The organism is Paraburkholderia podalyriae, from assembly GCF_014397785.1.
Lineage (GTDB): Bacteria > Pseudomonadota > Gammaproteobacteria > Burkholderiales > Burkholderiaceae > Paraburkholderia > Paraburkholderia podalyriae.
The window spans coordinates 141,836-158,377 of record NZ_VZQQ01000014.1; the positions used below are offsets into that span (position 1 = coordinate 141,836).

The following is a 16,542-nucleotide window of genomic DNA, read 5'->3' on the forward strand; positions in this document are numbered from 1 at the left end:
ACTCGTCTCGTCGTGAATAGGCTACTAACTCTGCTGCTCAAACAGCCAAGATTCAATCCGCAAACGCGCGTTCGGTGAGCTAATGCCACTCTCGGGGGAGAGATGTACGAAATGCTGCATGTACCCAATCGGCACGCCCCATGCCCGGTCGTCGAGCGCGAGCCATATCAGGACGCCATGGGACCAGACGTGGCGAAGGATTTTGGATACGCGGTCGGTGCCGTCCTGCACCTCGCTCATCCTAGACCTGATTTTCATCGTGTCGTCGACGATTCGATAACGTAGGGCTTCGGGCAGCTGAGAGGTAACGCCGTCACGGCCTATGTGTTGCAGCCAGGACGTTGTTAGTACCAGCTGAACGCGCGGGTACGGCGCGAGCAGTTCAACGAGTACCGGGGCGAACTCAAACAATTTTCGTCCGCTCTCGATAGTGATGCGCCCGTGTTCGTCGATGTCCGCCGAGCCAGCGTGCAGCGTTCCGTCCACATCCAGGTAGAGGGTCGGTGCGCGCGCGTCGAATACCAGTTTTTCCATCCATTTCCCCTATCAATACGTCCCACTGCTTAATTCACGCACCTGACCTGCTCTTGACTTCTTCCGGGATTAGCTCACCGTTTGTGACCATTGTGCGACCGCATTCGAGGGCTTGCTGTCGAAATTGTTCACGTATTGCCTAGGCTTCGGCCCTGCCGCCCGCGTCGCGATACGAGTCCCTAACAATCTGTTCAATGCGAGCAACGACCTGGTCGGGAAGAGACTGATAGTTGGCTCGGTCGTTCGGCGGCAATCGGAAACTGTTCGCCGCAATTTTGCGTACACGAGATGACGCGAGGAATTGAGGGAGGTCGTATTCGGCGTCAATGCGTCGCATAGCGATATCCCACCCGCTGCTCGTCATACAACGCTCGCGGACCGGAAGAATGAATGAATGAATGAATAACCACTCGCTCTGCCAATTGCTCGTCGGTCGTCTGGTTCCACCCGACGGATAAGCCATGCCCCGGATGATGAATGTCAGAAGCACTTGCGTCAGGGGAAGGGTGACGCTCGCATGTCCATCGCTCGGACACGAGGACAACGCGCAGATTTCTTCCGCGTCGCCTGCATCGCCAAATGGCGACAAGTAGAGCACGACCGCGTCGGGGTCAAATGTTCTCAATCGCGTCACCAGCTCGCGTACCCCTACAGGGCACGACGGGCACAAGAGCCAGTTTCGTGACCGCTCAGGTACGAATATGCATCTTCGCGTGAGCATCTCAGCCAAGACCGGCGCACACTCGCACAGCGAAATCCGTGCGGGGTGTCGCTGCTGACGATGCCCGCGCTCGTCCGGTAAGCGCAGCCCCGGTGAAGTAGCCCCTCGTAGTCAATCAACAAAACGTGCGGCGTCGAAGCCCACGTCCGTGCAATAGACCCGGACGCGGCTCGAGTACGCGCTATCATCGCCACCCTGGGCCAACGGGCATTTGCCACAGGTTCGGCAATGCCAAGGATGTCACGGCACAATGCGTCATCAACACGACGACGCTTTCCGGGTCTGCATCCCTCAAAATTTCGACGAGCTCGCGAACCCTCAGGGCCTTGGTCATTTAGATTGCCCTCAGTGGCATTTGCGGTCAACGGTATGCCCGACTGCCGTCGCACGTGCTTCGCGGTGCTATGGCTCAGCACGGCCACTCGAGCCACGACGATTGCGTCGCAATCAACGCCACTTCTCCGTCGTCAGGGTAGTGCCTCAGCACGGCAACTGCTTCCTGGCGGAATCGCTCGAGGTTCCCAGCAGGGTTTGCGCGCGACAGCTTGAGCAGAAGTTGCCTAGCGCGGAGCAGTGCACGCGTTCTCTCGTCAGGCATGGTCATTTCGTCCGTTCCTTCCAAAACCTGCAAGAAAACCATCGACCTTAGGAGCCCGGGGTCACCACTCGAGGAACGAGCGGACGCGAGCCATGACCCACCGCTGTTCAGCTGGCGAAACGTCCCATAAGCCCCTTCTCACCTTATCTGCCATACCCCGGCCAGCGCGCTCAAGATTGCATTCCCGGGTCCATTCTGGGTTGAGGGTCGATTTGCGTGTGCAGTATGCCGCCAGCTGCAGAGCGAGGTCTTCGCAAGCGTCGTAGCGTTGCCAGCGCTCCTCTTCCGTGAGCCCCATAACATACTTGCCATCAACCAAGCGCACGGCAACTTTCGGCTGCGTCCCAGCCAATAATGCGGGTATGGGGTCGCACGGGAAATCTGCGGGTATCGTATTGGCAGTGCGCTCATTGGCACCGCGAAAAGAGACGGGCAACGGCGTTTCCGGTCCGTTCATTGAGCCTCCCCTTTAGCACCCAAAAGCTTGCACGCGATAGTCCCAACATCGTCATCCTTGTCGACACGGACTGGCCCGACGTCCTCACAGGGGTAATTGCTTCTCATGATGCTCGCCCACGCTTTGCCGTCAAGCAGGACGATGTCGAGTCGCGCGAGGGGTTCGACGCCTTCATCAATTTTTTCGCGACCGACGAACACCGTGATATTGCTGCCAGTCGCGCGCGGAGAACTGTACCGTTTGCAGTACATCTCGAGTAGCAGGCGCGCTTCCTCGAGCGTGTCGAGTGGTGGGGTGTCGTACCGCGCTACTCCACCAGCGATGTCGAACAGGTATCGTACAGTCGCAGCGTCACCAAGGTATTCGCCTTCGTGAAACGACAATACCAAAACGGCCGGACCCTCATCTCCATCTGTCATATATGTGCCTTAGGTTTGCCGAAGACGCGAGCCTCCGATTGGTGTCATCGATTTGTCCGCTGCTTCCAAGGAAAAGTCCAACCACCATTCCTGGCGTATGTCGCGGGTGCGAGCGATGCTGTCAGCGTCCCCCTCTAATCACATGGTGACGCGCAACTTACTGCTGCCAACGACCTAGAGGGTCGTTGCCCTCTTTCTCGGAGTCCGTGTACCCCTGCCAAGCTGCTTCCAGCTTTGCCCGATAGGCTTTCGTCGAAGCGAGGTTGATTGTGACCTCTCCGCCGTCGTGGCCTGGCACTGCGAGCAGCTCACCCAGTTCCAGCAGTCGCCGAACATGCGCCGGGCTTACGAACAGATGCTTTGCCGCTTCGTCAATCGTCATCCCGGACATTCTGACTTCGCCCTCCGCACAGATGAGATGACCTAGCCGGAAAGGATGCCGAAAAGCAACATGCCAGCACGCATGCGCAGCATGCCCTGAATCAGAAGCGCCCTCCGCGCCTCAATTCCTCAATGACAGGTTGCGTCAACGGCAAGGACTCGCGGACCTTCGTCACTTCGCGCGCGAGCCTTTCACGAAACGCCTCTTCGGTAACGACACGCCCCGCGAGTGCATCAGCCAGCGCGCGCTCGGCGTCATCCAGTAACACCATCCGTGCTCGCTCCGCAGTCGTCATGAAGAAAACTCCCGTGAAAACCATTGGGTATCGTAACGCCGCCGGAGTCGGACTGGACAATCAGAGACGCCTGCGAAAACTCTTCCGAACTCTGCCACCTCGATTGAAGGCGTGGACGCAATCAAACTTTGCTGTCGCGCACCCAGTTGAAACCTTGCCATCGCACCTCCGCAACTACGCTTCAAATCGAAGATTCGTAGGGCCATCGGATAGCACGACGACGCGCTCGCTTTGACAGATGACGTCTTTGTAGTCGCGTGTGCGCGGTGCCGGCTTGCCGGGATAGCGAACTTCGTATTGGCTGCTCCCGCAATTGCCGCGCCCGTGCGTCCACGTCGTAGTGCCGCGTCGCCTGGGTCCGCCCTCCGACACCCCGAAGGACCGAGCGTCGGCCGCTCTAACGCCCATGAGTGGACACGCTCAGTACGGCCACTCAAGCCAGCAAGACGTCTTCGCGATGATTTCAACGTCCCCGACGCTGGGATAGTGTCTCAACACGGTTACTGCCTCGTGGCGCAGTTCTTTCAGTTTTTTGAGCGAGTCGGCTCGCGACAGTTCAATCAGTACACCGCGCACCCGCAGCAGCGCGACCGTTCTTTCAACAGGCATTGTCATCATTTGCTCCCGTCACTGCATCCGGAGTCACGTCTTCGTAGCTTTTCACTCGACTGGCTGTGCACCATTCGGTCCAAACGTACTCGGCGTGAAAATCGAATCCGCATGAGCCCAGTAACTGATGCGGCCGGAGCGCGTCACTCCCCGACGCTTGTCCGTATCGAACTGTTCGATAGCGGAGCTGGCTTGTCCGCTATGGTGCAATGTTTCGCACCCAACAAAATGCCGCGTCCCGGCGTCGGTTTCCATAATTCGCCAGCGAATCAGCTCAACCTCGGGGCGCACATCGACGGGCGCTACATTCCAAATGGGCACAGTAATAATCTCAGAAAAAATACGGGTTGCGAGCGCTGGATGGGAACGACCCACAAACAGATAGACCGGGTTCGTTGTCAACGCATCGAACAAGATGTTTCCTCGCGGGCAGAGGAGGACGACCTCGTCAGGACGCGACGTATCCAGGCGGATTCGCTCAGCCTGTTGTTGCTGGCCGTATGCTAGGTATCCGTCTAAGCGTCGACGCGCGCCTCTGGAGGTTTTACTAACACGTCCGGCCTCTATCCGCCACGGCTTCTTCGTAAAGCTTCATGGCAAAAGAGTACACGTCGTCGCTCGCGCAGAACGCCCAACGCTCCGGCGGACAATACGCTTCACCGGACGCAAACCGAAGGCCGAAATGCTCCGGGTCAATCTCCGACGCCAGCGTGATTCCCCCGTCGCGCTCGAGGTACCGGATAGCTGCCACACGAGCTCTGTCAGACTCTGGTTCCAAAAAACACAACTGCATAGACAAGAGCACTGGGTCATCCCACTTTGAATATCGCTTGTCGTTCCGGGCAGCAACGGCCCGATATAGGTCAATTGCGAACTGCTCGAATCCGGAAAACGGGAGACTTTCTGAACTCACAAATTCCGCCTCGTGTCCCGCGTGCCAATGACGGAAGGATGCGTCGTCGAGTTCAATCGTTGAGCTTTCACTGCCATCCGATTCACGATAGCGTATTTCGGCGACCCGTGGCTCCGGAACGAAAGAGACAGTCAAAGAAAGCGCTTGTGGCGCGCTTCCGGTTTTCGGTGAAGACGTTTCTTTACTGCACATTGCGTTTTTTTCCTGCTTTACAAAAAATATTTCCGAGCCGAATCGAGCCGCCGACGGTAAAGGGCTATCCGCGCGGCGAAGAGAGTGACGCGCGCGGCAGCCGCGCAAACAACCTGATGCACGAAAACGATTCGGTCCTTCGACCGATGGAAGGGAGCAGGGTCGACGCTGATTTCGCCGTCCCGCCGTTGGTGGCCAGTACCGGACAATCCCGCATCTGACCGCCTTTTCGGATTTGCGGTCATCGAGGGTCCATATAGGACGCTCGCTAGGCCAAGCCGGTCCGTGAGGCGTTCTCAACCTTTCGCTCGAAACAACGCTAACCGCACGTCTATCGTTGTTAGACCGAGGCCTTACAGCAACTTCCCTTGCACGCGCTCGCGCGGTCGGATTGTATAGTTTGTAGCGTGTTAAAATCAAGCGTGCTTTTCGTAACTATCTAGAAAAAAAAGCGGATGTCGGGAATGCTTGCCCGGCTATGCACAAGTCACCGATTGCCGTCGCCGACCAGCTCGCCGGCCGACTGAGAGAATTGCGAGAACACAGACGAGTATCCCAAGACGTGCTCGCCCGCGCGTCGGGCGTCTCGCGCCCGACGTTGGCTGCAATGGAACGCGGCGCCAGCAACCCGAGACTGTCGAATCTCGAACAGTTGGCAAAGGCTTTGAATGTCGATGTGCTTGACCTTCTACTTTGTCGTCCGACGAGCGAGCAGAGACCGGCGAAGGATGAATCAAGTGCCCGCATCGCCAAGAATGTCAATCGACTTCGTGTGGGACTTGCGCTAAGTCAGGAGTCTCTCTCAATCGCGTCAGGCCATTTCCGCACGTACGTTGGGAACCTCGAGCATCAACGAGTCAACCCCAGTATTGGGGACCTTGAGCGAATTGCAAAAGTGCTTGGTGTCGATGTGACGCGCCTACTCAGCCCGCTCACCGAAAGCGATGCTGAACGAGATATGCAAAAGATGGTTCGCCGGGCAAGGTCTGTATCATCTGCCGGCTCAGACCAATAAGTGACGCACCGCCCGTTTTCGCGTGAAGGTTCAGCCGCCGCTCCTCACCGCGACAAGCGAAGGTGCAGCGCGAATCGCTTGAGCGACGAAACACAATCACCAACGTACAAAAATAACGATGCAGTTCATAAAGGGGGGCCGGACAAGGCACGGCAACAGACTCGTGTCCAGATGGCTGACGCTAAGTGCGACCATGCTGGCGCTCTTGCACGGAAGAAGGTCTCGTTAGGACAAAATCGCGTCACAGCTGCGAACCGTCATGTCAGACTACCTCGACTTTCTTGAACTATGCGCCGTACTCGGCGTCTCGGAACGCACGCTTCGAGCGCGCTTGCGGCACTGCCCGTCGCGGATTCCGCCACCACTGCACACTGCCGCCTTCGGCCTACTCAGATGGCGGAAGAATGCCGTGAACCACTGGCTCCATGAGCAGCGAAAACTTGGCGCCGTCACATCGGCGCATTGAATACTGCCGGTGACCGGTTTCACCCGACCGGGAGCGGCATTCTTTCGTGACAGCGCGGCCGCGAGGTCAGACTTGATTTCAGGCATCCGGAGACGTGCCAGTAGCCGCTGCGTGGCATTTGACTCCTCGGGCCGCGTCAGCGCTACGTCACCGTATCTCCCCACACACGAAGTGATGGGTTTTCGCCAGTGCCAGCAATACAAGCGAGGCCCAATAGACGGTTCCCGTCGGAACCCGTCATCAAATTGACCCGGCGCCACGTGTCGCCAATGATAGCGAGGGTGGTAAAGCAACGCAGCCCGCCGGTAGCCGACGACGTATACGAAACTATTCGATGTGGGCAAAAGCGACGTACGCCCCGTCTAAAAACGCTCTTCGACTCGCTATACGTGTGAGGCCGTCACGGCGCGAACAAAAATCCTCCGCCCCGCCGACCGACCCGCTGCGTGAGACTGCTGAGCACCATAACGGCAGTTGTCCCGTACTTCATCAACCAGATTCGCAACAGCCTCATGCACCAAGTTTGTTCGCTGGCGCGGGTTGCCGGACTATCAGCCGTTAAAAAATGCATAACGCAGCCGTTATTGCGCGGAGCCGCACCATGACTTCGCTCCCCCACCACGCACCAGTCCCCCGACCGGCCGCCACAGCGAACGCCCCGGTTCAACTGACGTACGCCGAGTTCGAAACGCAGGTCCGCATGCAGCTCGCGCGCGATGGCTGGAACGCGCAGCGCATCGCCAATATCGCGTCCGCCCTCCACGGCTGGCTACGCGCGCTAAACCTCAACAAGCTAGACCGCATTGGCGACGAGTTCCACGCCGAGTTCTCGACGAGTTTCCGACACTACGAAGACGTAATAGCAGCCAGCGTGTCGGCGCGCACCCAGAAAGACCGCCAGGAACAGATTCTTGTCCTAAAGCGGCTGTTCGATTCGCTGGCTATTGATGACCTGCTGCCGGCGTCATTCTGCGATGCGTTAGCCTGTGCAGTCAGCCGGAGCGGTGCGACGCTGGCGCACCTTGGCCGGCTGTCCGGAATTTCCGCCGACTCGCTCACATACTGGATGTCCGGCAACGGCACGCCGCAACGCATCACGACCCTCGCGAGCCTGAGCGCGCTCGAAGGCGCACTCGGCCTGCCTGACAGTACATTGGTGAAACGCCTGCCCCAGCGCCGACGGGAGCGTTACGAGCGGCAGCTTAGCGACGCGCCAGCGGATTCGGGTTCATCGTCGCGCACACTGCAAAAGTCACGCGCGGCATTGGTCTGTCCGGCGCTGCGGCCGACCCCGCGTCTTGAACAGCAGTGGCTCGACCTGATTCGCTTCAAGACCGACATCACCCGGGAAGGCGCAACCGCACGTAACAGCTGGCGCACCAAGCCGCTCCACCGGGTGGGCTTTCGGGTCAACTGGTCAATGCTGTGCGACGGCCTTGTCTGCGCCACCGCAGGCGGCCATTGGGCGTTCTTGGGCCAATACCTGGGCTATCTCGCCTCGCCTCTTTTCGGCAGGAGCGAGGTCGACGTTAAATATGCCAATACGCTGGCGTGGCTGGCGGTGCCCGCTCACGTCAAATCGTATGTGCAGTTTCTGCGGCGCCGGGCTGGCAACGCCACCCATCATGGAGTCGTGACCTTCCTGAACAACGTCCGCTCGCACCTGCGACCTCAAACCGGCTACGTCTGGCTGCATCCCGAACTCGTCTGCGACCTGGCGGCAGCAGGCGAGCCGCAGGCGGTCGCCATCACACAAGGTACGTCTCGCGATACCTCCTGGCAGGCGTACTGCGAAAAAGCCCATCGGGAGCTGCTCGTGCTCGAACGGTCGCTGGCCGCCCAGTCGCCAGCGCGCTGCTCGCGGGAGCCGACCCGCCCTATTGAACAGGTCCTTGGGAGCGACTTTCCCCTGAAGGTGTTGGTGAAATTTGTCCGTGACCTCGAAGCGGACGAGCCACCGCAATCGCATCACCGCGACTACGCCGCCTGGATTCGCGACGTGCTGCTGTGCAAGATGTTGATTAGCAACCCATTGCGCGTCAGTCACTTCAGCATCATGCGGTATCGCGGGCACCGACCGAATCTCTACCAATCGGCTGACGGGCAGTGGCGCCTGCGGTTCGACCCGAGCGACTTCAAGAATGAGAAAGGTGCTGCGTCGGAGCCCTATGACACCGCCATCGAACCGTCCGTGTCGCCGTGGATTCGTCGCTATCTCGCGGAAGCGCGGCCTCACCTGGTCGGCGCCGAGAGTGATTATGTTTTCCTGCCGGTGGTAGCGGGACCAAATCGGGGAGCCGGCTACCGTGCGTTGGGCCTCGAGTCGGCGGGCAACTGGAACGCGGACAACATCACCAAGCGCATCAAGGTTGTTACGGCACGCTATATCGAAGAGACGGACGGTGGCTTCGGTGCGCATGCCTTCCGGCACATTGTCGCGACGGACCATCTGAAACGCCATCCGCAAGACTACATGACGGTGGCGCAACTACTCCACGATAAGCTGGAGACGGTTATCAAGGCGTACGCGCATATGAAAGTGGACGATGGGCTGCGCACGTTGCACGCCGGTGTCGCTCAGGCCATGCAGGAGCTCGCAGACATTCGCGCCGACCGGGACAACTAGTTCGCCTCCGCCGCCCCTCGCGCGGCGGCGCAGCCGGAGCCGCCCTGAAAATCTTCTCTGCATGGACGCCGCTGCGCTTCAGCCTGGTTCGCCGCGCGCGCAGGAGGCGCGGATGTTTTCGCAATGCCAAGCCGCTCTGACCGCAACCTCTACCGCTAAGATGGAAACCGCAACTAAGGAACACAGCCACAGGAAAGCGAACAACGTTGGCTCGGCAACGCCGTGTGTGCAGACTGCATCATATATCGGTGCCGCAGCGAGATATTCGCTAACCAGAGGAGGCACGGGCCTGCAAGAGAAATTCTGTCAATGCCACGATTCGCATAGATGCGAGGCAGGGTGACTTCGACAAGCGGGGATATCGCACCGAGCTGGCGCGGCTGGATTGCACGACCACCATTTGGCGATAGCTTCGAAAAAAACCCGGCGACTCCGGTTTTGGAGACTGGTGTTCGGAGATTCGTTACGTGCGTCCGGCCTACGGGCGAAAGGGTTGATAACTACTCGTGTAGCTTTCGGCTTTAAACGGGCGCACGACGCGAGACATTACGGCAGACAGTTATCCGTCGCGCGGACAAGGATTCGTTACCGCTTACAGCTCGGCGGTCGTGGTGCAGGCAAGACATCCGGATTCCCGGCGCATGTCTATGGACCGTCCCCTGCAGTCGTCTTTCCGAATGACATCAGGCATGCTGTCAAATATTGGCCTCATTCGCCCAGCGGCTTCGCATCTCGCACGTGATGGTTTTGTGCCACACTATTCTTGGTCAGTTTTTCGCGAACCTGTCCTTTACTGAGCGGCATCTGACTTTGCCGCGACAGCAAAGTCAATGCAAAGGCTCGGGGACGAAGATAGCCGGACTGTACCCCTGTGCGCAGCGCACATGACCTTCTGCCCAGTACAGCTGATGACGGCATAGACGCCGGAACAACCCGCAATTGTGCAGGCAAGCATGTGCTTTGCGGCTTTCGGGAGGAGTGCCTTAACGAGCACTGATTTACGACGCTCGCCCATGCCCGGGCGTCATCGCGGCACGGCGCCAGCACTACAGCGAGGCGCGACCGCACAGCGCATTGAACTATCAGTCGCCCGCGGAGTTCGCCGCGAGGCACCGGGCAACAGCGGTTGCTCCTGCAGTTCAGGAGCACGTTTGAACGGGACTTTGCTAGAAGCCCCTCGGCCCTATCGAAGGGGGCAGGTCAGCGTTCCCGCGCAGCTCTTTCCAGCGTTCGGCGAGCGTTTGGTTGCGCGGGCGCCTCGCGCGTATCAGGAGCTGGACAAGTCGGCCAGATTTCGCTTCAAGGAGGGCAGCAGTACGGTGCCGTCGGGCAGCACTGTTCGCCGCGCGTTTTCGTCAATAACTTCGGCGCTGTGAGGCGAACTCATGGTATTAGTCTGCCCCCCGGTCACCCGGCTCAGCTCCGCCCAGTGTGCGAAGTTGTGATTCACCAGTCTACATGTCGTGCTGCCGACATAAAGTACCGGCAGCGTTGTCCTGCACCGGCGAATCGGTTCGAGCGCGGCACTGGCGTCAAGCCACAATGCATTGTTCGAAAGACCCCACACGTCCAACGGAATCGGGCTGCGCGACTGCTTAACCGCATGGTAGGTAAGGCATCCCGGTTTTGCGAGCAGCTCTGGATGGTCGAGCCACTGGTCGGAGACGCGCGCGGCCAAGCACCTCCGCTCGCTTGTCCTGCCGCGCAAAGAGCTTGGAAGCGAGCATTCTGCCAAGACATAAAAAGTGGTGGCAGGAGTCAGCCCGCAGCGAATCTCGTCAATTACTGGGCAACTTTCGTTCGTCGCCCACGACTGGCTAAGCGGCTTACCATTTCGCTGGCCGGCAGCAATCACTCGTTCGTACCGGCCTAAGATAATCCTGAGGGCTTCGCGCGCTACCGTAGCGGTAGCTCGTGCGCCGTATCCCGGCCCGCCGCCTCGCCACGAACCGTCGAGTCCCGGCGCTTCTGGCGCATAGTAATCGGCAGGCTCAGGCTCGAAGTATACGCAGTGGTCGTCCGAGTATCCGCCCCGTTCCTCGATACACGCGTAGAGGGAATGCTTTTGCGCGTCTGGCGATGCGCACGCGACGGACGTTATCAACGCGTCGTCCATCTCGCGAACTATTCGCTCGGCATCTCGCATCAGCTCCCCAGCCGCCGCGATGCGCTTGCCAAACTCTTCCTGGAGCCCCCAGCGCCAGATGCTGGCGGCCAGTTTAGGGTGGTCTTCGCACAGCCAGATGAACAGGTCGTCTGCGTCAATGGTTTTCCAGAATAACCCAGTGTCGCATTCCCACGTCTGTTGAAGCGCGGCGAATGCGGCTTCCGTTGCCGTCGCGAGAAGGTCATCAATCTCCCGGAGGGAGAGGTCTGCATATTCGTACATAATTGCCATCCTAAGGTCGCGCGCCCGGTTGGCGCGTCAACCCTATATCACCGGGTTTTATCCTTGGTCAGCCTGCTCCTCGTTGGAACCTGTGAGGACGCGGGTGCGGGAGCGCCTGGACCAGTGCCTGAGCTGCCTTCCAGCCGTGGCAGGACTGATTTCAGGCTGGCTTCCGAGTCAATCAGGAACTGGCCTGAAGCGACGACCTGCTGGCCTTCCGTCAGGCCGCTGCTCACCTCGGTATCGTCGCCGGTATCTGCCGACTGTGACCGATGTTGACGCCGACACAATATCGACCCACATACCGACATCGGACTGAACGTGTCTTCCAATTAGGAAAAGGTTCCAGCAGCAACGATTCGCGGGCCGCTCTCGTGGTCCAGCCGAAGTTCGGTATCCGGTTCAAACTGGCGTTGGCGACAACACAGACGACATCTCGCAGTTTCTCCAAGGCTCTCCGCCTGTCAATCGCGAAACAGTAGCGACAGAAGTCCATTAGCCTCTTGTGCCGGGAGCGAGCGCAAGATGCTCAATACCGCCGTCCGTGACCCAGCACGCCGCGAGTGCACACCGGGGGTTGACTGAAATTTGCCGTTCGCCTATAGCCTGGGGGCAGTTCGTATCTGACCATTTTGCGTGCGGTATTACGGCTGATGCCTTCGGCCTGTGCCACCGAACGAAGCGACTCGCCGCGAGTGACCACCCGTGCACGAATGCGCTTCCGCTGTTGAATATGAGCGTACATTTCCCGCCCTCTCTGCTGTCTGGCGCAGATTACTGCGGATGGTATGTACGCCAACGAGTGCCGCCCTGTGCCGGCCGCAGGTCGCAGGTCGCAGGCCGCCGACACGGCTAGGTGCTCGCCACGGCCAGCCGCTGGTATTAGTCGTGGACGCGGCTCGGATGCGTACTGAGGGGTTCGATTTCCGCCGCTCGGACAACGGAGTTTGGCTTACTGAGGTAGTACCAGCTGCATACCTCGTTCCGCTTGGGTCGCATGGGCATGGGCGTGGGCCGAAATCATGAATGTGTGTGCTCGAATTAAATATCTCGCAACGCTATGCATCAAAAAGCGTGAGCTGAGCCCCGGCAGCGCAGAAGGACGTCTAGCGCCGCTGGGTCAGCCTCCTACGCTACGAAACGGCACTCCGACGCCGATGTACGCGTATCCATATTTCGACCGCGATTCGTATGGTCATCGATTTCAGTCGCGCAACCGAGCATGCGGGGGTAAAGAAAGATGGTAAAGGCGGCCGTCTCCAAAGCGTTGCGCGAATACGTTCCGTCACGATACGGCTGCCAGAGCATCTTGAGCAGTAACGCGGCAATCACCGCATCGACGTTGACGCAGTATACGTTTCGCGAAACCCCCGCGTCGAACAGGCTTTGGACCAACGTCCGGTAAAAGTCGTGGAAGATGTTGTATTCGTCGCGCTCGGCGAACAACTGCCGCACGAACATTTCACGCGGGTCGTGATTGACGGGTTTATCTTTAAACACCGGGTGATTCACGCCAGGGATTTTCTGGATGTCCAGGCTGCCGCTCGTTTTCTTGCTCGATTTGTATTTGGCGTAACTTTCGACGTACGTCATCGCTAGTGCTTTTCAAATCCAGCCCGTGCGCAGGATTGCCCGGGTCAGTCAGTCCGCTATCCGCGAACTGGTCTAGCAGAAACGCAATTCCCTCAAATCCATTGCCACCGTGTGTGTAATCACTGTGCGTCAGGAAGCCGATTAACGCCTTGTTGAGTTGGACGCGCTCGGGGTCTTCGGGACCATCGGCAGAGACCGCACCTTTTGCACCCTGCGCGGAAATCGTTCCGGGTCCATTTGACAGCAGCAGACCGACCAGCAATTGGAAGGAAAACAAGTCGCTCGTGCCTGGCGACAATCCAAACAACGCGCTGAAGGCGGTTTCACCAAGCGAACGCTCCTCCAGGACTGTCTTCGTTTCGACGCCGCAGAAGCTGTCCGGACCGTGCTGGTCCGCGGACACCGAGGCGCCTATCAGGGAGCCGAACCGTTGAATCCACCACGGAAGGCTCTCTGCCGAGAGGCGTGAAATGCGTTTGCGCATGAGCGGTCCCATGCGAACGTCGCGCAAATCGCTGCCAGTACGCCATCGGTAGTTGGCTCGCCGGGCAGGCTTTCAACATATTGCACGAATGTCGACTTCACGTCGCGCGCTTTGAGTCCCGCCAGGATTGCGCGGGCCCGCAAATCCGGTTCACTGCCGACGAACAGGTTGAGGTCGGTGACTTCGGCGCGCGAAAAGTCGAAACTCTCGTCCATCGCGTTCTCGAGCTTCACCGTGGCAAAAGCGTCGATGAGAGCGCGGACCGCCTGGCGGGGCCCGGCTTGCCCTCGCGGCCCGACGATGCTCGCCGCCGCTGCAAGGACGGTGTTAGGTGCGTTCCCAGCATCTCGCGCAGCCTGCGCAGCCACGAGTGCGGGATGTCCATACAGGTTCAGGAACGCACTCACAGCGACATTGATTAGCGCGCGGTCGCATCCCGCCGGGTTCGTGCAGCAGCGCGAGGCTTACGTTTGTCTCAAGGGGGTACTGCGCCGCATCAAGCATCGAAACACCGTACAGACTGGTCACCTGCGACTTCGGGTCCATCTGCGACGCGCCAGAAGCATCCTTCATCGACTGTCGCGGTGGTACAGCTCCAACCTGTTTGTCGAGCGCGGCAATCTGGGCATCGTATGGGGCAGCGGCCTGCACGACTGGCAAATCCAGCACCTTCGGCAGGCTCAATCCGCGGTGACTGCTGAACCACGGCTTCAAAGCAAGGTTGCCCTCAGGCTCGAAATCGGGCCGACAGGCGTTTTCACGCATCACAGCCGTCAGAGCGGCGGGTATGTGCGCGATGTTCGTGACAAGCGCGCCCTTTGCCGACACTTCCGGATTGTCCGGTGTGAACACGCTCGATACCCCGAATTTATCGAGGAACCACTGTTCTTTTGATACAGCGTCGTCTGCACCACCAGACATGGCACCCGCGTGTCCCACTGCGCGGGTCAGCTTCGCCTTCCAGCGCCCCACGACGCACGCAACCACCGGTTTCGTGAAGTTGGCGTCGAGCTCATAGTATCCGCCAGGTTCGACATAAAGAACGGCCGCCTTGCTTCGCGCGTCGTTTGCCAGGGCCGCAGCGAACTCGGGCGCCGCGAATTGAATGTAGACGTCTTTGCCACTTGAAATGGCTGTTGTCGTACCCCATCCGGCCATCCGCAGGTAGGTTGCAATGGTCGTTGTGAAGTTGCGCGAGTTCGAGAACAATGCAATTGAGCCGCGTCGCAATGCCTCTTCAGGATTGTCGCCGCCCAGCGCTCCGCCGATACGCACCTGGTTCCAGGCGTCAGCTACGCCGAGGCTGTTGCCGCCAAAAATGTCGATGCCGTTGGACTGACCCATCGCGCGGATTTCGCGCGAGTCACTGACTGCCAGCTTTTCGGTGACGATGAATATCTTCTTCAGTTCCGGGTTGACGCGGATAAGCTCGGCCACACCGTCCCGTGCAGCGGAAGGAGGGAGGTAGATGACGCCGCAGTTGAACCGGTGGCCATCGTTCAGTCCTTCGAGAACGTTGTTGTAGACCGGCACGCTTCCAAGTGCCGTTTCCAGTACCTGGCCGCGCTTTCCCGGAGCCGTGCCAAACACCACATTGCCACCGGAATAGGCATGACCGACGGGCGTGACATCGCTCGACTCGCCGCCCAGAATGTTGAGCACGCAAACGCGGTCGTCCTTTGTTGCAACTTGGGATAACGAACTAAATTCCACGAAGTATTTAAAATCGCCAATGCCCTGCTTGTACATAATGATTCTCCTCAGTCGATGAGATGCTCAGGCAGTCCACGTCGCCGACGACTTTCTGACGGCGTCGTATTCATCGTGAAAGCCGACATGACCGGCGGTGCGCTGCCTTGACTGCATCTACGGGGGCCTCGGGCAGCTGGATGCATGGGCGACAGGTGTGTCGCCGGTTCCGATGGCAGTGCGAGCGGCCAGGCGCGACTGTCGCCGCCGATTTGCCGATTGTCGATTCCGCTGTCAATCACGACCTTTGCGTTCTATAACATAGACGCAGCAGCGGTCTTATTGGTCAATGGGCGTACAACGTCCTGTCGCCAGCGCACTTATTGCGCACCCTTCTGCCCCGCCCGGTACCAGCCTCGCGTCATTACCCAGGTAGTCATCGAATAAGTCCGGCTTTGAGCACAAACGGTGCAACAAGCCAACTTCGCATTTGCTCGGCTAAACGGCGTCGGAGACGACGCTGTATGGCATTTGGTGGAGCGAAGCAAGAATCAGCAACGAGCGAGAAAAGGTCTAATGCAACCATCGCGCGCTCGTGGGGATGCCAATCCCCTTGTTATTCCGGGGTCGTGGTATTCGCAACCCGTTGATGAAAAGAGATGACGAGATGAAAGTGCAACTTTTAGCTGTAGTCAGCGCGGTATCCCTGCTCGCTGCGACCGGCGCCGCCCACTCGCAGCAAATGCAACCGTCGGGCACAACTGACCCGTCGTCTGCCCAGCAGCCCATGACAACTGCTCAGCCGGCCACGACTATGGACCGCACGCCTGACCTGGGATACGGACCCCAGCCCGGCGGAAGCAGCGGCAGCGGCAAAGCCAGAAACGGTGCCCCGTGCACGGTGGGCCTGTCCTGCGATATCTATGAGGGCAGCTAGCCACGCCTGAGGTCGCCGATGCCAGCTTGACCCGCATGCGGAAATCTGGATACCACCTTGATTGGCCGCGAGTCGTTGTTGCCCGCGTCTCGTTTTAAGCGGTAGGTGGGTCAGCCGAGGCCTCAATGCGACGTTTTTTTCGGCAATCAAGTCAGAGCGCAGCCGGGGAGTGTCATGCCACGGCTTATCGTCCGACCGCTTTGCCCGTAACGTGATAGTCCCA

17 protein-coding genes and 2 pseudogenes are annotated in these 16,542 nt (G+C 59.1%); 5 read left to right on the plus strand and 14 right to left on the minus strand.

Translation table 11 applies throughout. The annotated features are described in order from the left end of the window. Positions 1-24: 24 nt before the first annotated feature. The 8 genes from F6X42_RS18615 to F6X42_RS18645 all read right to left on the minus strand — a co-directional run bounded on the left by F6X42_RS18615 (position 25) and on the right by F6X42_RS18645 (position 4,429). On the minus strand, positions 25-534 hold the full coding sequence (locus F6X42_RS18615) for an HAD domain-containing protein (protein WP_187635628.1): 510 nt from the start codon (positions 532-534) through the stop codon (positions 25-27). Positions 535-673: 139 nt separating this feature from the next. Further along, positions 674-1,159: a hypothetical protein gene (locus F6X42_RS18620; RefSeq protein ID WP_187635629.1), complete on the minus strand. Its 486-nt coding sequence runs from the start codon at positions 1,157-1,159 to the stop codon at positions 674-676. Positions 1,160-1,664: 505 nt separating this feature from the next. After that, entirely contained in the window at positions 1,665-1,895 is a 231-nt protein-coding gene (locus tag F6X42_RS45910) for a BPSL0761 family protein (RefSeq protein WP_376776379.1), read from the minus strand. 411 nt (positions 1,896-2,306) lie between these two features. Next, on the minus strand, positions 2,307-2,729 hold the full coding sequence (locus F6X42_RS18625; protein WP_187635630.1) for a hypothetical protein: 423 nt from the start codon (positions 2,727-2,729) through the stop codon (positions 2,307-2,309). A gap of 157 nt (positions 2,730-2,886) precedes the next feature. Next, entirely contained in the window at positions 2,887-3,111 is a 225-nt protein-coding gene (locus F6X42_RS18630; protein ID WP_246530130.1) for a hypothetical protein, read from the minus strand. Between the two features lie 100 nt (positions 3,112-3,211). Continuing rightward, complete coding sequence (locus tag F6X42_RS18635) at positions 3,212-3,406, minus strand: hypothetical protein (RefSeq protein WP_187635632.1); 195 nt, start codon at positions 3,404-3,406, stop codon at positions 3,212-3,214. Positions 3,407-3,826: 420 nt separating this feature from the next. Then, a complete protein-coding gene (locus F6X42_RS18640; protein ID WP_187635633.1) occupies positions 3,827-4,021 on the minus strand; it encodes a BPSL0761 family protein in 195 nt (64 codons plus the stop codon). Between the two features lie 45 nt (positions 4,022-4,066). Then, positions 4,067-4,429 (minus strand): hypothetical protein, encoded by a 363-nt coding sequence (locus F6X42_RS18645; RefSeq protein WP_246530131.1) that lies wholly within the window; start codon positions 4,427-4,429, stop codon positions 4,067-4,069. 645 nt (positions 4,430-5,074) lie between these two features. Between F6X42_RS18645 and F6X42_RS18650 the strand changes: the two genes are divergently transcribed. The 4 genes and pseudogenes from F6X42_RS18650 to F6X42_RS18665 all read left to right on the plus strand — a co-directional run. After that, positions 5,075-5,341: a hypothetical protein gene (locus F6X42_RS18650; RefSeq protein WP_187635634.1), complete on the plus strand. Its 267-nt coding sequence runs from the start codon at positions 5,075-5,077 to the stop codon at positions 5,339-5,341. 257 nt (positions 5,342-5,598) lie between these two features. Continuing rightward, positions 5,599-6,135 (plus strand): helix-turn-helix domain-containing protein, encoded by a 537-nt coding sequence (locus tag F6X42_RS18655; RefSeq protein WP_187635635.1) that lies wholly within the window; start codon positions 5,599-5,601, stop codon positions 6,133-6,135. 1,067 nt (positions 6,136-7,202) lie between these two features. Beyond that, positions 7,203-9,227 (plus strand): site-specific integrase, encoded by a 2,025-nt coding sequence (locus F6X42_RS18660; protein WP_187635636.1) that lies wholly within the window; start codon positions 7,203-7,205, stop codon positions 9,225-9,227. A 967-nt stretch (positions 9,228-10,194) separates the two neighbouring features. Further along, positions 10,195-10,382: pseudogene (locus tag F6X42_RS18665) on the plus strand (integrase core domain-containing protein); the annotation flags it as partial. 112 nt (positions 10,383-10,494) lie between these two features. On the opposite strand, the gene F6X42_RS18670 reads toward F6X42_RS18665, so the two are convergent. Together F6X42_RS18670 and F6X42_RS45915 are read right to left on the minus strand one after the other, a co-directional pair. After that, positions 10,495-11,616 carry a hypothetical protein gene (locus F6X42_RS18670; RefSeq protein WP_187635637.1) on the minus strand — a complete coding sequence of 374 codons (1,122 nt, stop codon included), beginning with the start codon at positions 11,614-11,616 and terminating at the stop codon, positions 10,495-10,497. An 80-nt stretch (positions 11,617-11,696) separates the two neighbouring features. Next, positions 11,697-11,873 (minus strand): annotated as a pseudogene (locus F6X42_RS45915) (efflux RND transporter periplasmic adaptor subunit); the annotation flags it as partial. A 526-nt stretch (positions 11,874-12,399) separates the two neighbouring features. Between F6X42_RS45915 and F6X42_RS45920 the strand changes: the two are divergent. Next, entirely contained in the window at positions 12,400-12,642 is a 243-nt protein-coding gene (locus F6X42_RS45920) for an RNA 2'-phosphotransferase (RefSeq protein WP_187635682.1), read from the plus strand. A 102-nt stretch (positions 12,643-12,744) separates the two neighbouring features. On the opposite strand, the gene F6X42_RS44050 is transcribed toward F6X42_RS45920, so the two are convergent. The 4 genes from F6X42_RS44050 to F6X42_RS44065 form a co-directional block, all read right to left on the minus strand. Then, complete coding sequence (locus F6X42_RS44050; protein ID WP_246530132.1) at positions 12,745-13,128, minus strand: citrate synthase family protein; 384 nt, start codon at positions 13,126-13,128, stop codon at positions 12,745-12,747. Beyond that, positions 13,109-13,612, minus strand: coding sequence for a hypothetical protein (locus F6X42_RS44055; protein ID WP_246530133.1), 504 nt, complete (start codon positions 13,610-13,612; stop codon positions 13,109-13,111). Before F6X42_RS44055 ends, F6X42_RS44050 begins: the two co-directional genes overlap by 20 nt. Positions 13,613-13,623: 11 nt before the next feature. Beyond that, positions 13,624-13,908: a hypothetical protein gene (locus tag F6X42_RS44060; protein ID WP_246530134.1), complete on the minus strand. Its 285-nt coding sequence runs from the start codon at positions 13,906-13,908 to the stop codon at positions 13,624-13,626. Between the two features lie 112 nt (positions 13,909-14,020). Then, on the minus strand, positions 14,021-15,442 hold the full coding sequence (locus F6X42_RS44065) for a hypothetical protein (protein ID WP_246530135.1): 1,422 nt from the start codon (positions 15,440-15,442) through the stop codon (positions 14,021-14,023). Positions 15,443-16,542 lie beyond the last annotated feature (1,100 nt).

Excerpts from the sequence above, each read along its gene's own strand:
- F6X42_RS18615 (WP_187635628.1), bottom strand. The coding sequence starts at position 534 with ATGGAAAAACTGGTATTCGACGCGCGCGCACCGACCCTCTACCTGGAT.
- F6X42_RS45910 (WP_376776379.1), bottom strand. The coding sequence starts at position 1,895 with ATGGTTTTCTTGCAGGTTTTGGAAGGAACGGACGAAATGACCATGCCT.
- F6X42_RS18625 (WP_187635630.1), bottom strand. The coding sequence starts at position 2,729 with ATGACAGATGGAGATGAGGGTCCGGCCGTTTTGGTATTGTCGTTTCAC.
- F6X42_RS18630 (WP_246530130.1), bottom strand. The coding sequence starts at position 3,111 with ATGACGATTGACGAAGCGGCAAAGCATCTGTTCGTAAGCCCGGCGCAT.
- F6X42_RS18635 (WP_187635632.1), bottom strand. The coding sequence starts at position 3,406 with ATGACGACTGCGGAGCGAGCACGGATGGTGTTACTGGATGACGCCGAG.
- F6X42_RS18640 (WP_187635633.1), bottom strand. The coding sequence starts at position 4,021 with ATGACAATGCCTGTTGAAAGAACGGTCGCGCTGCTGCGGGTGCGCGGT.
- F6X42_RS18655 (WP_187635635.1), top strand. The coding sequence starts at position 5,599 with ATGCACAAGTCACCGATTGCCGTCGCCGACCAGCTCGCCGGCCGACTG.
- F6X42_RS18660 (WP_187635636.1), top strand. The coding sequence starts at position 7,203 with ATGACTTCGCTCCCCCACCACGCACCAGTCCCCCGACCGGCCGCCACA.
- F6X42_RS18670 (WP_187635637.1), bottom strand. The coding sequence starts at position 11,616 with ATGTACGAATATGCAGACCTCTCCCTCCGGGAGATTGATGACCTTCTC.
- F6X42_RS45920 (WP_187635682.1), top strand. The coding sequence starts at position 12,400 with ATGGTATGTACGCCAACGAGTGCCGCCCTGTGCCGGCCGCAGGTCGCA.
- F6X42_RS44060 (WP_246530134.1), bottom strand. The coding sequence starts at position 13,908 with ATGGACGAGAGTTTCGACTTTTCGCGCGCCGAAGTCACCGACCTCAAC.
- F6X42_RS44065 (WP_246530135.1), bottom strand. The coding sequence starts at position 15,442 with ATGTACAAGCAGGGCATTGGCGATTTTAAATACTTCGTGGAATTTAGT.